Origin of the sequence: Parabacteroides caeci, assembly GCF_023656795.1 — a bacterium.
Lineage (GTDB): Bacteria > Bacteroidota > Bacteroidia > Bacteroidales > Tannerellaceae > Parabacteroides > Parabacteroides segnis.
In genome coordinates this window covers 22,514-39,572 of the sequence record NZ_JAMOKT010000003.1, presented here as the reverse complement: position 1 = coordinate 39,572, position 17,059 = coordinate 22,514, and the positions used below count along the sequence as shown (strand labels likewise).

11 protein-coding genes are annotated in these 17,059 nt (G+C 38.8%); 5 read left to right on the top strand and 6 right to left on the bottom strand.

The window, feature by feature from the left end; translation table 11 throughout:
* Position 1: 1 nt before the first annotated feature.
* Complete coding sequence (gene porZ / locus NBH15_RS02175; RefSeq protein WP_250821894.1) at positions 2-2,344, top strand: type IX secretion system anionic LPS delivery protein PorZ; 2,343 nt, start codon at positions 2-4, stop codon at positions 2,342-2,344.
* Positions 2,345-2,390: 46 nt separating this feature from the next.
* Here the strand turns inward: porZ and nadA are convergent, their stop codons facing one another.
* Positions 2,391-3,377, bottom strand: coding sequence for a quinolinate synthase NadA (gene nadA, locus NBH15_RS02170; RefSeq protein WP_250821893.1), 987 nt, complete (start codon positions 3,375-3,377; stop codon positions 2,391-2,393).
* A gap of 1,100 nt (positions 3,378-4,477) precedes the next feature.
* Here nadA and NBH15_RS02165 point away from each other — a divergent pair.
* Positions 4,478-5,008 (top strand): RNA methyltransferase, encoded by a 531-nt coding sequence (locus tag NBH15_RS02165; RefSeq protein ID WP_250821892.1) that lies wholly within the window; start codon positions 4,478-4,480, stop codon positions 5,006-5,008.
* On the opposite strand, the gene NBH15_RS02160 is transcribed toward NBH15_RS02165, so the two are convergent.
* On the bottom strand, positions 5,000-5,605 hold the full coding sequence (locus NBH15_RS02160) for a DUF4294 domain-containing protein (RefSeq protein WP_048314139.1): 606 nt from the start codon (positions 5,603-5,605) through the stop codon (positions 5,000-5,002). The genes NBH15_RS02165 and NBH15_RS02160 overlap by 9 nt on opposite strands.
* A gap of 222 nt (positions 5,606-5,827) precedes the next feature.
* Between NBH15_RS02160 and NBH15_RS02155 the strand changes: the two genes are divergently transcribed.
* Together NBH15_RS02155 and NBH15_RS02150 are read left to right on the top strand one after the other, a co-directional pair.
* The gene (locus NBH15_RS02155; RefSeq protein ID WP_250821891.1) at positions 5,828-6,634 is read left to right on the top strand and encodes a hypothetical protein; all 807 of its coding nucleotides are present in this window, start codon (positions 5,828-5,830) and stop codon (positions 6,632-6,634) included.
* A 13-nt stretch (positions 6,635-6,647) separates the two neighbouring features.
* A complete protein-coding gene (locus NBH15_RS02150) occupies positions 6,648-8,711 on the top strand; it encodes a helix-hairpin-helix domain-containing protein (RefSeq protein WP_350472258.1) in 2,064 nt (687 codons plus the stop codon).
* A 9-nt stretch (positions 8,712-8,720) separates the two neighbouring features.
* Here the strand turns inward: NBH15_RS02150 and NBH15_RS02145 are convergent, their stop codons facing one another.
* Both NBH15_RS02145 and NBH15_RS02140 read right to left on the bottom strand, forming a co-directional pair.
* A complete protein-coding gene (locus tag NBH15_RS02145; RefSeq protein WP_250821889.1) occupies positions 8,721-9,614 on the bottom strand; it encodes a DUF1574 family protein in 894 nt (297 codons plus the stop codon).
* A 5-nt stretch (positions 9,615-9,619) separates the two neighbouring features.
* Entirely contained in the window at positions 9,620-11,059 is a 1,440-nt protein-coding gene (locus NBH15_RS02140) for an MBOAT family O-acyltransferase (RefSeq protein WP_250821888.1), read from the bottom strand.
* A gap of 577 nt (positions 11,060-11,636) precedes the next feature.
* Between NBH15_RS02140 and NBH15_RS02135 the strand changes: the two genes are divergently transcribed.
* Positions 11,637-12,416, top strand: coding sequence for a radical SAM protein (locus tag NBH15_RS02135; protein ID WP_250821887.1), 780 nt, complete (start codon positions 11,637-11,639; stop codon positions 12,414-12,416).
* 981 nt (positions 12,417-13,397) lie between these two features.
* Here the strand turns inward: NBH15_RS02135 and NBH15_RS02130 are convergent.
* Positions 13,398-15,887 (bottom strand): T9SS type A sorting domain-containing protein, encoded by a 2,490-nt coding sequence (locus NBH15_RS02130; RefSeq protein WP_250821886.1) that lies wholly within the window; start codon positions 15,885-15,887, stop codon positions 13,398-13,400.
* Entirely contained in the window at positions 15,887-16,990 is a 1,104-nt protein-coding gene (locus NBH15_RS02125) for an acyltransferase family protein (protein WP_250821885.1), read from the bottom strand. Before NBH15_RS02125 ends, NBH15_RS02130 begins: the two co-directional genes overlap by 1 nt.
* Between the last annotated feature and the right edge of the window lie 69 nt (positions 16,991-17,059).

The window sequence follows — 17,059 nt, the reverse complement described above, 5'->3', positions numbered from 1 at the left end:
TATGAAGAAGATAATATACACGCTTATATTCTTCTGCTTGCTCGTTACTAATGCAGTAGCTCAAAAGGCAATAGGCCAATGGAATACTTACTTATCTTATTATTCAACAAATTTGGTTGCTGAAGGTAATAATCATGTATTCGGTGTAGCCAACGGTTCACTATACAGTTATAATAAAGAAGATAACAGTATATCCTATTACTCAAAACAAACAGGGTTAAGTGACAATGATATAAATAATGTAGCATTCAACCCGACTACAAATACACTGCTAATTACATATAGCATCAGTGGAAATATTGACCTGTTGAGTGATAAAGGTATCTACAACCTACCTTATTTAATGAATAATTCCAATATTCAGGATAAGACGATTAACAGTATATTCATATATAATGAATACGCTTATTTATCCACCAATTTTGGAATTATGCTAATCAATATAGATAAAAGAGACATTACAGATACCTATAAGCTGAATAAAAAAGTATATTCTGTCTGTATTAAAGATGAGTATATCTATGCTGCTACAGAGAGCGGAGTAATCAGAGCTAAATTAGATAGTAATTTATTAGATCATAATAACTGGTCTGCTTATTCTCTCAATACTTCTATATTTAATAGTAATAACATCAGAAAAATAGTTTTATTCCAAAATAATCTATGTTTCTTTGTTCAGAATAGTGGAGTTTATTACCAATCTAACGGACAGATAAACATAATCTCTCAAAACAATCAATTAAAAAATTTACTTGTCCGGAATGAAAAGCTAATTACCTATACCGGTTCCACTCTTTATATCTATTCAAATTTTACGACTAAAGATGCTATTAATGTAGAAAATATCAACGATGTTACATCCGGTAAAGATGCTAATACATTTTGGATAGCTACCGGAATAAATGGTATAAAAGGAATTAAAAAGAGCAACGAACAATATACTACTATTCTGGAAAATACAAATAATGAATTATATTCTCCCAAACGGAATTATAATTATTTTATGACCATAGAAAACAATCAATTATATATTGTGGGAGGAGGCCGTAATTCCGATCGATTAAATATTCCCGGAACATTAATGATTTACAATGGAAACGAATGGTTTAATCTCGACGAAAACGAAGTTAATAAAGAAATCAACAAACAATTTCCAGAGAATAACTTCATATTTACAACAAAAGATTACACAGGGATAGCAGTCGACCCCAAAGATCCTACCCATTATTTTGTTTCCGCTTATGGAGAAGGTGTATTAGAGTTTAGAGAAAATAAATTCGTAAAACTATACAATCATACCAATAGTACTATATCTCCCGCATTAAATAAAACAACTGAACAACAATTCACTTACAACCGAATAGGAAGTTTAACCTTCGATAAAGAAGGTAATCTATGGATGACCAACTGTGAGATAGACGATGGAAGCATCAAAGTATTAAAAGCAGATGGTACTTGGATTTCTCTGATTCATGACAAATTGAATCATGCTTATCAGGCAGATAAAATATTAATTGCTTCAAATAATCGAAAATGGATTAACTCTCCATCTCCAATTGGTATTTTCGTTTTAGATGATAAAGGAACGATAGATGACGTCAGCGATGATGAGTTCGATTCATTTACAATATTCAAGAATAATAACGAAAGTATAGAAGCTACCGGTTTCTATTGTGTTACAGAAGATAAGAACGGACAAATCTGGATTGGGACAAACAGAGGTCCTGTCTATTGTCTTAATTCCAAAGCTGAAATAAGTAAACTACAATTCTCCCGTGTCATTCGTCCGTTAGAAGACGGAAATGGAGAAGGCTATGCATTTCTGGATGGCGAACAAATCAATGCCATCGCCGTCGACGGAGGTAATCGTAAATGGATAGGAACACAAAGTTCCGGTGTATTTTTAGTCAGTGAAGACGGGATGGAAACCATCTCCAACTTTACAACAGCCAATTCTCCACTCCCATCCAACCAGGTCAATACTCTAGCTATCAACCAGCAGACCGGAGAAGTCTTCATCGGTACCGAAAAAGGACTGGTATCTTATATGGGAGATGCAACGGAAGGCAGTGAAGATTATTCGGATATATATGCTTATCCGAATCCCGTTCGGCCGGAACAGAATGACCGTGTAACCATCGTCGGATTGATGAATGATTCAAATGTAAAAATAACCGACCTGAAAGGCAATATCATTTATCAGGGTAAATCGGCCGGTGGAACATTTACATGGGATTGCAGAAGAAAAGGTGGTGGCCGTGTTGCTACCGGAATTTACCTGGTATTATCAGCAACACCGGAAGCTAAAGAAAGTGTCGTTACTAAAATAATGGTAGTAAAATAAAAAATCAGCCCTGTTATCATGATGAATAACAGGGCTGATTTTTTTATTATAAACCTAACTTCTCAGATATCTCCAACATCTTCCGAATCGGTTTAATAGCTTTTTTCTGCACCTCTTCGTCTACAAATATTTCCGGCATCTCATACTTCAGGCAGTTATAGAGCTTCTCCATCGTATTCAAACGCATGAAATTACATTCGTTACAAGCACAGGTACTATCGTTTGGCGGAGCCGGGATAAACTCCTTTTCCGGACTCTTTTTCCGCATTTCGTGAATTACACCGCTTTCCGTCGCTACAATGAACTGTTTCTTATCCGACTTGATAGTGTGCTTCAAAAGTGCCGCAGTCGAACCTACGAAGTCAGAAACCTGTATAACGGGCTGTTTGCATTCCGGGTGGGTGATTACTTCCGCATCCGGATACTGTTTCTTCAATTCCAGTATCTTTTCCAGTGAAAATTGTTCATGCACATGGCAGGCACCATCCCACAGCAACATATTACGTCCGGTAATACTGTTGATATAATTACCCAGGTTACGATCCGGACCGAAAATCATCTTCGTTCCTTCCGGGAAACTTTCAACAATCTGACGGGCATTCGTGGAAGTTACCACCACATCTGTCACCGCTTTCACAGCAGCAGTTGTATTCACATAAGAAATAACCACATGATCCGGATGCTGTTTTACAAATTCAGCAAACTCCGGAGCCGGACAACTGTCTGCCAGCGAACAACCTGCATTCAGGTCGGGAACCAATACCTTCTTATCCGGACAAAGAATCTTTGCCGTTTCACCCATGAAATGAACACCACAAAGAACAATGATATCCGCCGTTGTTTTAGCCGCCCACTGAGCCAGTGCCAGGCTATCCCCTACATAATCCGCTATATCCTGTATATCACCTGTCTGATAATAATGAGCAAGGATAACTGCATTTTTCTCTTTACGCAACTTATCAATGGTCTCCTTCAGATTTATATCTTTAGGAACCGGTGCGTCCATATATCCGATTGATTGATTCGTCAACATAGTATATCTATTATATTATTCCTGATTTCAATAGCCTATCAACAAGATTATCACCAGTCTTTATTATTGATATTCTTACTATTAGTATAGTTATTAACTTCTTGTTGATAATCTGCAAAGGTAAAAACTTTATTCATTCCAACCGAAAAACAAAAGCTAAACTTAGCTATCCAATGACAAAAAAAGGTATAAATTATTTACCTTATTCTATAGGGGCGAGCAGAGAGTTTGTCACACCTCATTATCAAACAGTTATCCTTAAAAACAGTTACAACCAGGGGTAAAAACATACTACTTTTGCCCTTGAGTTTGTCACCGTTAACATTTGAATACATTCAATAAAAGTAGCTTATTATCATCCCGATGACATTGAAATGCCATCCCGGTGTTGATGCCGCCTCACCGGGACGAGAATATTCAAAACTAATAGCTTTTATCATTAAAGCCTATTGCTTTTACGCTTAAAGTCTATTACCTTTGACCTTAGTCATAGCTATCCGGATAATAATACGAAGGTTTTAATTCTATGTTATTGACCGGATCCGGGGTATATTCACAGTTAGTCCCTTCGGGACATTCGCTGTCACTATTCTTAATCCGATGATATGAGTTAATGACATGAGGTTTCATCAATCATTAGTTATCCACAATCATATATTATATTCTTATTAATCTTTAATTTTAAATTTAAATATGATGAATATAATATCCTGTTGAAACAGTTAATACATTTATGTTACAATATTTGTTTGGAGAGTTATTAAAGTATATGAACCGGTTATCAAGAGGATACTAACATGAATAATGATATTTTAATTACTGTATATCTTTATATTATGTACTTTATTAGTTTTATGTTGATAACTGGTTGTGTGTAAAAGTTTATATCTCCGGATGGTTGTTGAAACGTGTATAACCCTTGTTAATAGCTTGTAATAAATAATGGGTTATAATTGTTGCATAATTAAAACAAGGGGGTGTATAACGGAGATTCTGAATAATGCAAGAACTTTTTTTCATTTTGTGTTCACTACTTATCAATACCTTTTCAACGGCATATCCACATTAATTCGCTACTTTTGCAACCAAAGAAAATAGCTATGCGTAAACTAAAGACAACAGAAATGAACCGCCTCACGCCGGAGGCTTTCAAGGAAAGTAAAAAGATGCCTTTAATTGTTGTACTTGACCATATTAGGAGCCTGAACAATGTCGGTTCCGTTTTTCGTACTTCCGATGCGTTCCGGGTAGAGGCTATTTATTTATGTGGCATTACAGCCTGTCCTCCTCATGCAGAGATTCACAAGACGGCTTTAGGGGCGGAAGAAACGGTCGACTGGAAATATTTTAAAGATACACACGAGGCTGTTGATAACCTGAAACAACAAGGGTATATCGTATGTGCCATTGAACAGGCAGAAGGAAGCGTGATGTTAGATAAGTTGTTGTTAGACAGGAATAAAAAATACGCTGTTATCATGGGAAACGAAGTAAAAGGTGTTCAACAATCCGTTGTTGATAACTGTGATATGTGTATTGAAATACCCCAATACGGGACAAAACATTCATTGAATGTGTCGGTAACGACCGGGATTGTTATCTGGGATTTCTTTAAACAGTTGTCAGAGTAATCCTCTTTCCACCAGGATAACGACCCGTTCCGTCATGGCATCTTTTCCTTTCGGGTCGTATTCGGATTTCAGGCTGGCTCCGAACATACCGGCAAACAGGTTCCAGAAGCCGGCTCTGAAACTACCCAGATAAGCTTTCAACAGGTTATAACTGGATTGGTTACATTCCCTGTCTATCAGTTTGATAAGTAGTTTGCCTTGCGAGAAAGTCAGTTTTTTCAACTCCGGTTTATATTCTTTGAACAAGTCTTTTTCCATCCGCTTCAGATGAGCTTGGCGGGCTTTGTCATCGGGAAGGGTTTCCATGTATTCATACGTTTCTATTAATGTTTCGTAGACCATCTTGGCATAAGGTAACGTACGTTTGACGTCGCGGACCAGTTTGTTATACTTTTGTTCTTCCCGTTTGTTTTTAAAACGAACTTGCGGAAAGACAAAGACTTCCTGCAAGTTAACAACGGCAATGGTATCTTTCCCGTCGACATACGCTCTTTGTACACCTTCGGGAAGTGTATTTATTTTCAGTTTCTGCGCCTGGCTTCCAACTGCACAGAATAGAAATAAAATCAGGATTTTATACCATCTCTTCTTTATCATCGTTTACAAAAGTAGGTGATTTACCAATAGCCTGTACCGGTTTTACAGAATTTGACTAATTATATGGAAATGATAATTTAGTTGTTAATAAGTTGTCAAGTCAATAAGAATCATTATATTTGCTCCGATTCTGATAATGACAAAACGGTATGACTATGAATATTGAATAGTATTTTGCATTAAAAGAGCGTTTATTTATTAACAACCAAAAATATCTTATCTATGAAACAATTGTTTTTATGCCTCCTGTTGGGGATTTCTCCCTGTTTGTATGCTGTTAATAACCTTCGTTTGCCCGGTGTCCGTTGTATGGGAATGGGCGAGTGTGGTGTTGTGCAATCTGCACTTTTTAATCCTGCGGTAGTTGCTTTGGACAGTTATAAGTCTTTTGATATCAATTACTTTAATTATTACGAACTAAAAGAACTGGGGACGGTGGGTTTGTCGTTCAGTTATCCGAACAACTTACTTTCTGCGGGTGTTAATATCTCTTCTTTCGGTTATGACCGATACCGGGAAAGTATGTTCCGTGTTTTCCTGGGAAAATCACTTACTGAAAAATGGACGGTCGGTATTAGTATTCAATATACATTTCTTCAGACCGAGCTGGTTGAAGAGAAGCCGCAATACTTGTCCGCCGATGTCGGTATCTTGTTTATTCCCGTTGAAAAGTTGTTGATTGGTGTGTTGATACAGGATTTTCCATCCGTCAGTATTCAGAAAAAAGAGATTGATATAGAGTATTTTATATCTTATTCATTGCAAATAGGTTTTCAATGGGAAGTAATTAACAACCTGTTGATAGCCGGAAATGCGGAGACGAATAAACAGACCGTATTAACAGGTTGCATCGGCATGGAATATCAGTTGCTTACTCATTTTTATGTACGCACCGGTATTAAGACAACCCCTCTCCTGCCTACCTTGGGAATAGGATACCGGTTATCGGGTTTTATTGTAGATGTGGCCGCTCTTTATCACCCGGTGTTGGGAATAAGTACCGGTATTGGTTTGAAGTATTGTTTTTAACGGAATGATCACTATGAAAAGATTGTTGACAACCCTGTTAGTATACCTGTTTATAAACAGTTATAACCTTAATAGTCAGACTATATATTCTGTTGATAAGTGGATGGAATATATAGAAGAAATGGCTTCTGAAACGGAAGATGAAGCACAGATTGAAAACCTGTATTCGGACCTTTCCTATCTGTCGGAACACCCTTTTGAACTGAACAGTGTGACCGAAACTGAACTGAAACGTCTGCCTTTCCTGTCTGACCAACAAATAAACAGCCTGTTGGCTTATCGTGTGAAATATGGAAAGCTGGTCACTCTTTATGAACTGAAGAATGTGGAAGGAATGGATTTTTCAACGATTTCTTTATTGCTTCCGTTTGTTTATATCGGAGACATATCGGTTAATAAGCGGCCATTTTCTGTTAAGAACATGTTGAAGTATGGTTCTAATGAATTGCAAATCAGATATGATAAGTGTTTTCAACAGAAAAAGGGATATTGTTCATATCCGGATAGTATCTTGCAGCAATATCCGAACCGGAAATATCTGGGGGAACCTTTCTATCATTCCCTGCGTTATTCGTATACTTTTGATGACAGGCTTCAATGGGGAATGGTAGCTGAAAAGGATGCCGGTGAACCGTTTTGGAATAACCATCATAAAGGCTATGATTTTTATTCGGTACACCTGTTTTTTAAAGATATGAATAAATGGTTGAAAACTTTGGCTATCGGTGACTATAAGGTTTCTTTCGGGCAAGGTCTGGTTATCAGTAATGATTTTACTCCCGGCCGCAGTTCGATAGTGGCACAGGCGGAAAGACGCAGCAATGGTTTCCGTCGTCACTTTTCAACAAATGAAAATGATTACTTTCGCGGAGTAGCTTCTACTTTAGTATTAAAACAGGTATATATCAGTTTGTTATATTCGTATAGAAAGTTAGATGCCGGTGTTGATAACTATGAAGTCAGTACATTTAAAACAGATGGTTTGCACCGGCTGGAGCGGGATTGGGAAAAGAAACATACGGTTCCTATGCAGACATACGGTGGAAATGTACACTATACGACTTCGAATCTTTCCGTCGGGTTTACAGCTCTCTCCTACTCTTTCGGAAAATATCAGGTACAACCGGACCCGAAACCTTATAATCTTTTCTATTTCCGTGGAAACGATAATATCGACATAAGTGTTGATTACATGTTTAAAACAAAGAAAATAAAGTTTTACGGAGAAACAGCCATGTCCTCAAACAAGGCAGTTGCCACATTGAATGCCATCCGGTTAACGCCTGTCTCCTATTTTTCTTTATTGTTGCTTCATCGTTATTATGACAAAAAGTATCAGGCTTTTTTCGGGAATGCTTTCGGACAACATTCATCCGTACAGAATGAACAGGGTTTCTATACCGGAATGCAGTGGACGCCGTTTGCCCGTTTCAAATTGTCGGCGTATGCGGATTTGTTCCGTTTCCCCTGGTTGAAATATGGTGTGGATGCTCCTTCTTCGGGACAGGAGTATATGGTTCAGCTGGATTATAATTCGGGAAAGAACTTTACGACCTATTTACGTTATAAATACAGAAAGAAAGAAAAGAACCGGACGTTGGAAAATGAATCGGCATTGAGTATTCTGCCTTATTCCCAGCAACGTATCAGACTGCAATTGCTTTACGGATTGCAATCGACATGGGTGTTGAAAACATCGGCCGACGGTGTTTATTATGATGAAGGAAAAGGAAAACGGAGTCTCGGATGGATGATCTCGCAAGGTGCAGGCTGGAAGCCGTCTTCTCTCCCATTCCAATCAGATATTTACCTGGCTTATTTTCATACGGACGATTATTACAGCCGTATCAATTCGTATGAGAAAAATATATTGTATGCTTTCAGTATGCCTTCGTTTTATGGGAAAGGAATCAGGTTGTCATTTTCTTTCCGATGGGATATAATAAAGAAACTTTCTCTTTCTGCTAAACTGGGACATAGTTATTATGCAGACCGCGACTTAATCGGTACGGATCAGGAAGAGATAAAAGGACATAATAAAACGGATATGTATATGCTTTTACGGTATAAGTTTTAGAAGATATATTTACAATTCAATATCTAATTTATGTTTGATGGAATCCTTTAGTATTTTAGTGAATTTTTCTGCACCGTCTTCTGATAAATGATCGCCGTCTTTGAAATCGTTATCATTGAATTGGTCATCTTTTAGAAAGTTGAAATAAAATACATTTTCGTGATTATTATCCAGTTCTTTTGCGGTGGATAATAATTGGTCGAGTTGATGCTTATCCAGATGCTCATAATAACTATGCCAGGTTGGTGTAGTGACAAGAATTAATTGAATCTGTTTATCTTCACAGAACTGAATGATTTTGTGAAGATATTTCAGATTATCATCCAAATCTTTCCGATTATTTAATGTATGTCGTTTGGCTGCTTTTATGCCACTTACTTCCAAATTATCTTTTGAAGATTTGTTTACTCTGAATCCTAAAGGAGAATATTGTGAAGTACCCTCTTTCAGATAGTCTTTTATTTTCTCATAAGTAATGCTGCTCGTTATTTCCACACTGTATTTATATTTCTCATATCCCATATAAATACCATAATATTTTAACCGGGATTTATCCGTATAATCCATTTTGTCCTGAAGTGTACAATATGAAAAAGAAAGGATAACGCATTTTAAATTATTGTACATATTCTCATATTTGGTTAATACAAAATAGTCACGTTCCAAATCCTGTGAAGAATTTGCGAAATTGAAAGCGCTGTTGGTCAGGAATAAAGGATTGACTCCCGACATACAATGTGAATTACCCAATATGAGTGTATTCAGGCTATCTGCATGCTGTGACATCCACTCGTTTTTATATTTGTAAGTGTTCGGTATTTGCCGGATAGCATATTCCAACAGGATGAACAGTATCAGGATAGGTATCAGAAAGATAATCAATCGTTTTATAAATTTCTTCATATCGTTTAGAATTGAAAATAAATGAAATCGGCCGGTGTACCTTGCAGAAAGACGATTATAAAAATCAGGATATAATAGATTCCCCAACGGATCACAGGTGATTTTATCTCTTTGTTTATCTGTAATGCATGTTCTTTGTCCCGTTGCATCCATTCAATAATGAGTAGCACTAAGCAATATATCAATGCTCTTTTGCCGTGCGGAAAGGACACCTCGAATAAAGACGGGGAAAAAAGACGTGCTAAATAGTCGGATGCTTCGCCGATGTCGTTGGACCGGAAAATAATCCATCCGATAAGGACAAGGAAAAAGGTGGAAAACATCTGTACAGCTTCTTTGAAAGAGGGTAAAAGTTTACCTTCGGCGATTACATTTTTCGTATATCTCCTGTTTTTATTGAGCAGCAAGAGAGGCATAAACAGTAAGGCATGGTAAATACCCCATAGAATGAACGTCCAGTTTGCCCCATGCCAGAGTCCGCTGATAATGAATATGATGAAAGTATTTCTGATTACTTTTGCTTTCTTGCAACGGCTTCCTCCCAACGGGATATAGATATAATCGCGGAACCAGGTGCTTAATGAAATGTGCCAGCGTCTCCAAAATTCGGAGATGTCTCTTGAAAAATAGGGATAATTGAAGTTTTTCATTAAATCTATTCCGAATAACCGGGCACATCCGATAGCAATATCCGAATAACCGGAAAAATCTCCGTATATCTGAAAAGTGAATAAAAGACCGCCGAGTAAAAGAGTAAAACCACTCTGATACTGATAACTGCCCCATATTTCATTGACTGCCATCGCACAATTATCGGCAATGATCATCTTCTTAAAAAATCCCCATAACATCTGTCGGCAGCCGTCTATTGCCTTACTGTAGTCGAATGTACGTCGTTTATAAAATTTGGGTAACAGATTGGTGGCCCTTTCTATGGGACCTGCCACCAGCTGCGGAAAGAAACTGACAAAAGCGAAGAATGCAATCGGATCATGACAGGCGGATATTTTCTTCTGATATACGTCGATACTATAGCTTAAAGCCTGTAAAGTATAAAAACTAATACCTACGGGAAGAAGTATATCCAGTGTTATCCAATCCGGTTCAAACCCTAATGAATGTAATGCAGCTTCAATATTAGTACTGAAGAAATCAAAATATTTGAACGTTCCCAGGATACCTATATTGAGTAAAATATTGATCGTGTTGATTATCTTCTGTTTCTTCCGGTTGTCTTCGGCCCGTTCGATGAGAAGTCCGCTGACAAAACAAAAGGAACTGGTCAGTATGATCAGAGAAAGAAAACGTATATCCCACCAGCCATAAAAGATATAGCTTGCTGTTACGACAAGGAAGTTCTGCCATTTCAAATGCTTGTCTGCTAACCAATATACAATGAAAACGATCGGCAGGAAGCAAATGAATTCTATGGAATTAAACAGCACAATATAAAATATTGCGTCACTGATTCCCTGAAGTGACAATTGTTATAAAAGAAAACGCAGGAATTTACCGGCTTTTATCGTATCAGCAGTCAGTCATCACAGTTTACAGCACACAATAAGGCACCCTGGTATATCACTACTTACCCATAACAGGTAATGTGAAATACTAGTGTGTCGAAATTCTATAAACTATGAAATATAAACTGAAAAGGATAAAGCCGGACGCTTTCTATGATAAATGAGAGTGTGTCAAAATTCACTATTCTGTCATCCCGGACTTGATCCGGGATCGCATCCTACACAGATAATCAATGTTTAGGATAAGATGGCGGATCAAGTCCGCCATGACAAAACAAAATTTTGACACAGCCTCTAGTCGCAAAAGTAGTGAAACATAGCTTATTGCCTATTTAATTAATAATAAATTATGTTTTAATAAAGCAAGGGTGACGATCCTCTTTTTAGCTTTTCATCCTTGGTAATTATAAGGTCTTTTGTAGCTTTGTATCCGTAATTCAGGAAATATTGTCCTGTTCTTTGTTATATAGAGAACTCGATAGATAAAAACGTATTAGATATGTCAACGATTCTTTTTGATAAAATAGTGTTCGGCCCGGTACATAGCCGGCGATTGGGTGTTTCTCTGGGTATGAACCTGCTTCCTGTGGACGGCAAACTTTGTTCTTTCGATTGCATTTATTGCGAATGCGGACTGAATGGGGAACGGCGTACACGTACCAAATTGCCGACCCGTGCAGAAGTGAAGGAAGCATTGACGGAAAAGTTATCGGCTATGCAGGCCGAAGGAATTGCTCCCGATGTAATTACTTTTGCCGGTAACGGAGAACCAACCATGCATCCGGAGTTTGAAGGTGTTATAGAAGATACGATTGCCACCCGCGACCGTTTCTTTCCGAATGCCAAAATTGCTGTCTTATCCAATTCAACCATGTTGCATAAGGAAGGAGTATTCCGGGCATTGAATAAAATTGAAGATAATATACTGAAACTCGATTCTGTGCTCGACAGCCGGATACAACAGTTGAATGTTCCCAATTCTCCTGCTTTTACATTCGATAAATTGCTCGGACAGTTATGCCGTTTCGAAGGAAATCTGATTATCCAGACTATGTTCCTGAAAGGCGAAGTGAACGGTGAATCAGTGGATAATACAACCGAAGTAGAAATAACCGGCTGGCTTGAAGCCTTGAAGCAAATCAAACCGAAACAGGTAATGATCTATACCATCGACCGTGAAACTCCATTGAAAGGACTTAAAAAAGTTTCCAAAGAAGCATTGGACGCAATAGCCGACCGGGCACGGAAAGAAGGGTTTGACGTGACGGTTTCCTATTAAAGAGATGAAAGGCGTTTCTCAAAACTATCACAGGGATAAAAGAACTATCATACTATCATATTTTTATATAATATACATATAATCAATATGTTATCCTATGATAGTTCCTGTTTTCAACTATCATTTACCTATCATGCAACTATCATAGTCTTGTCCTGAAACCCAATATATGCTTCTTATTTTACTGAAGTATATGACTTATTTTCAGAGAAGTAGTTACTTATGTTGTTCGAGACCCGGGTGTCGACAATGTTGAGACCCGGGTCTGGGCACAGTCTACATCCGGGTGTAAAACAGGCTGAAAAGGGCATCTTGAGAACAAAAAGTATGTATTCCTGTGAGATTAGTCTATATATTTTCGCAAAACATATAGAAGGGAAAGCGATATATAAGTGCAATTATATCCTATTTGCAAAGCCTTTTTTAGGTCCTAAACAATGTTGCTTAGTTAAAATATAGTCCAAATGATGGTTTTATGACAGTATTATGATAGTTGAAAATGGTAACTATCATGGAGTAACATATTGATTATTTGTATATTATATAAAATATGATAGTATGACAGTGCATTTGATGAAACATTATTAGGAAACTCCAATATAGAAATAATTGAACTATCTGCTAATTATAGGATGAACCAATTAGTGACGGTGACTTCAGGCTGTAGGCCTGTAACAAACTAGCCCAGGGTTCTAACCCTGGGTTCCCTTGAATCCTTCTCTTTCTGAGGTACCCTGTAGGGGTGCGACAAGACGAAAAGGGTTGATATTTAGCTTGTCCCGCCCTTACAGGGCGGAAAGGCAGGAGCGAATTTTCATAAACCCAGGGTTAGAACCCTGGGCTGGTTTGTTAAAGCCTTACAGGCTTACATTGACACCGTAAGAGCGGTTCGCGAACCGCCCCTACCAACGACGCTACATTCAATTTTGATAATAATAGAACTAATTGCTCTATTCATTGGCCAATTAGTAAATTAGTTCATTATTGTTTGATGCCGCGAACGGTTTTGAAAGTCTTATCATTGCTTAGTTTGAAGAAATAAACACCTTGCGGGAGATTACCTGTCTCTATCCATTCTGCCGGATCGGTTAATTTCCGGATAAGTTTTCCGTCGGATGAATAAATTTCAATGTTTTTGACTTGCTGGTAATTATTTATCTGTATCCGGTCTTTGAATATTGCAGGGGTGATATGGAAATCGGTTGTTTCCTGTATACTCTCCGTATTTACATTTGTTTCTGCTGTAGCTGTGGCTGCTCTGCTTTCTTTTGAATCGTATAGAGCAGAAACACTGTAGTCATGCTTGCCTCCGGTGACATTTTTATCTGTATATTGTAATGTGGAAGCGGCGACAGAAGCTAATAACATCTGGTCTTTGTATATGTTATATCCGGTAATAGCTGGGAAAGCCGGAATCTGTATATCACTGTTTGTTGTGGGAAGGGGAAGTGTCAGCTCACCTTCTTCGGAAGTGACGGTAGCAGACAGGATAAAATTAATATTGAATTCTTCATCCAGCAAATATTCCCATTCGTTTCCGTCAAAAGATACTAGATTTCCTTTTCCGTTAACGGCCGGACCGTTATCTACGAAAGCAGGATAAACCGAGCGTCCGTATTTTCTGGCATAGATGGAAATGATCAGATCCTGGTTGGCATCAATCGTATAAGGTGTTTTCAACTCTATTGTGTTGGACCGGTTGGCCGTCAGATTGGTTATTTCCTGTTGATAGGTCCGTTCTCCTTGTTTGATAAAGATGGCATAATTCACACTGTAGACAGGAATGAATTTTACGTTTACCAATTTCTTTTTATGTATGTTTATCAATTCTTTAGACTCCCATCTTTGACCGAAATAGAAAGGAGTGCCATGGTATCCGATTTGTGCGGCCGAATTTTGTGTACCCCAGCCGATCAACTGTGTATATACAGGTGCATTCCATTGAATAAGAACATTATTGGAAGAAATGGATTGGGCAGTAACACTTGTCGGTGACTTGTAATTGAACAGGCTCCCCTCCTCTCCGGTTTGCGACAAACCGGGAATTGTTGTAGCACCGGTGTTCAACGGATCGAGCCAGATATCCATGCGCCCGGTATCAGCCCGGCTATATTTATCCCAATGGAAAGAAAATTTGCCGTATAAGTTATTCCCGTTTGTCAGGCGGCAAGTAGAATTGCCGCCGGTCAATGTACCAACTATCTGCTTATTTTCATTGAAAAGCGGCGAACCGGAGGAACCGCCTTCCGTGATACTGTGTCCGTTGGTCGTTTTGTCGAAAATGACATTCCAATGGGCATCGGGAGCTCCGGCAGTGAATGTATTATCTATCCAGGTCGTTGTCTTTACCGGGTGATCACCGAAGGTCGATATTTTCATATAATCGCCGGAAGGATGATGAATATTCACTCCGGATGAGGCAGCTGTTTCACTTCTGTCCCAACCGTTGAAATAGACATTATATTCTGCCGGGATCTTGTCGTTCAGTAACAATAACAGTCCGTCGGAACCGTCCTCTATCGGAATACTTACAATCCGCCGGCAGCCGGTCATTGTTTTATGTCCGGCTATCGGCGAAGCGTTTTCGCATCCGGTATGTTCAAAATGGAAATAAAATACCCATTGGTTTAGATCTGTTTCCGAAGCAGTCGTTCCGTTATCGTAATCTTGTGTACAATGGAAAGCCGACAATATATAAGGTTTCATGTCTTTAGCCGTGTTGTTCACCAGTGAACCGGAACAGAGGTATCCGGCCTTCCCTATTTTCTCAACCATCATACAAACGCCGTTCTTTTCGTTTTGCCACTCCTCTCCTTCTTCGCAGTTGATATTGACCATGCAGGAACCGGAAGTTTCCGGGCCGGTACTCCGTAAATCAGTAGTCACATACAGATGATTGTATCCGTATCCTACCTGATTAATGGCTATACGGGCTTTTTCGTCCGAAACAGGCGGTTCGTATTCGAGAATGATATCATCGCCGGCCACAAATTCCGTAGCAAATGATTTTCCGTCCGGATTGGTTTGCGAAGTATAGGCTCCCAGTAAATGAGTCTTTTCTGCATTGTATATGAATAGTTTTCCGCCTTCCGGCAGGTAAAATGTTTCATAATATAACATTAAGGCAATCGCCCCTTTTGCCTGAAGGCGAAGCTGCCAGATTCTTTCTCCACTGGGCAATACCCGCCATTCTCCGGCATTCTCCATATTCAAATCCGTATCTATCAATGCAGAAACAGCCAGAGGTGCTCCCTGGCTTACCCGCCATTCATCGACTGCTATCCTGTCTTCCACACTGAAATTTACCGGTATCTGAACAGCCGGTTGCCAGCTTTTCAACGGGTTTTGATAGTTGAAACTAACCGGTTTTCCTCCTTCGCTTATCTGCGATTTTGCTTTGCCGGGGCAAAACAGGAATAAACAGATGATACTTATATAAATGCAGTGATAAAACAGTCTGTAACGATTCATTATAATTTGATGTAGATACGTTTCTTATATAACCAATATCCCGGTATCCAGTTCAATACGACAAACAAAATAGCCCATGCCAACGAACCTCCGAAGTTTCCGAAGAGCGGGACCAGGACATCTGCATATACATACGGTGTCACTCCGCATTTATCGAGTACCACTGCAAATACATCTCCCTGTACATAGAGATATAACGGATTAATCCCGAAAGATTCGAAAAACAGCGACCATTTCTTTTTGCCGTTTATGTCGATGATCCAGATCAGAAACGCCAGAAACAGCGAGCCGAATCCGCAAGTGGTCAATACAAATGTACTGCTCCATAGTTTTTTATTGATCGGGCAGCCGTAACTTAGCAGGAATCCCAGGAACAGAATAATTGTTCCAAAGATAAACAAATTCCTGATAATTAATTCATTGTTCTTTTTACAGTCGAGAATCATTTTGCCCACATAGAAACCGAGCAATACATGCCCGATACTTCCCAAGCAACTCAACAACCCTTCCGGATCAAAGGCGATGCGGGTTCCGTCTGCCAGATAATCATGGTACATATGCGTATTTCCGAACAGTGCACGGTCGACTATTGCAATTATATTATCTTCCGACAACGTCTGGCTGCCGGTAGCGGCTAAAAGTATCCAGTAAAACAGCAGTATTCCGGCTGCTGTCTGTAAAATATATTTATGCTTAACGGATAATCCGATCAGTGAGCCGATCCCGTAAGCCAGTGCTAGCCGTTGCATAACTCCCAGGATACGTAGGTTTTCAAAATTGGAAAATCCGTTGTAGCAGAGATGTCCGAATAAATTCAAGGCAAATCCGACCAAGAAGATCAGCACGGTCCGTTTCAGTACTTTCGTAACGCTTTCTCCGGATAATTTGAAGTCGTATTTTCGCAATGAAAAGAACATGGAAACTCCCATAATAAACATAAAGAACGGGAATACCAGGTCGGTAGGAGTGAGGCCGTTCCATGATGCATGCCGTAGCGGAGCATATACATACCCCCAGCTTCCCGGATTGTTCACCATGATCATCCCTGCAATTGTAATACCTCTCATTACGTCCAGTGAGAGCAGTCTTCCTGATTGTGCCATAATTTTAGATTATTCGGTTATGAGACGCAAATGTAATTAAAAAGAACAGGATTATATAGAGAATAAAAC

What these genes read in the sequence shown, in the direction of transcription:
- porZ (WP_250821894.1), top strand. Translation starts at nt 2, where the DNA reads ATGAAGAAGATAATATACACGCTTATATTCTTCTGCTTGCTCGTTACT.
- nadA (WP_250821893.1), bottom strand. Translation starts at nt 3,377, where the DNA reads ATGTTGACGAATCAATCAATCGGATATATGGACGCACCGGTTCCTAAA.
- NBH15_RS02165 (WP_250821892.1), top strand. Translation starts at nt 4,478, where the DNA reads ATGCGTAAACTAAAGACAACAGAAATGAACCGCCTCACGCCGGAGGCT.
- NBH15_RS02160 (WP_048314139.1), bottom strand. Translation starts at nt 5,605, where the DNA reads ATGATAAAGAAGAGATGGTATAAAATCCTGATTTTATTTCTATTCTGT.
- NBH15_RS02155 (WP_250821891.1), top strand. Translation starts at nt 5,828, where the DNA reads ATGAAACAATTGTTTTTATGCCTCCTGTTGGGGATTTCTCCCTGTTTG.
- NBH15_RS02150 (WP_350472258.1), top strand. Translation starts at nt 6,648, where the DNA reads ATGAAAAGATTGTTGACAACCCTGTTAGTATACCTGTTTATAAACAGT.
- NBH15_RS02145 (WP_250821889.1), bottom strand. Translation starts at nt 9,614, where the DNA reads ATGAAGAAATTTATAAAACGATTGATTATCTTTCTGATACCTATCCTG.
- NBH15_RS02135 (WP_250821887.1), top strand. Translation starts at nt 11,637, where the DNA reads ATGTCAACGATTCTTTTTGATAAAATAGTGTTCGGCCCGGTACATAGC.
- NBH15_RS02130 (WP_250821886.1), bottom strand. Translation starts at nt 15,887, where the DNA reads ATGAATCGTTACAGACTGTTTTATCACTGCATTTATATAAGTATCATC.
- NBH15_RS02125 (WP_250821885.1), bottom strand. Translation starts at nt 16,990, where the DNA reads ATGGCACAATCAGGAAGACTGCTCTCACTGGACGTAATGAGAGGTATT.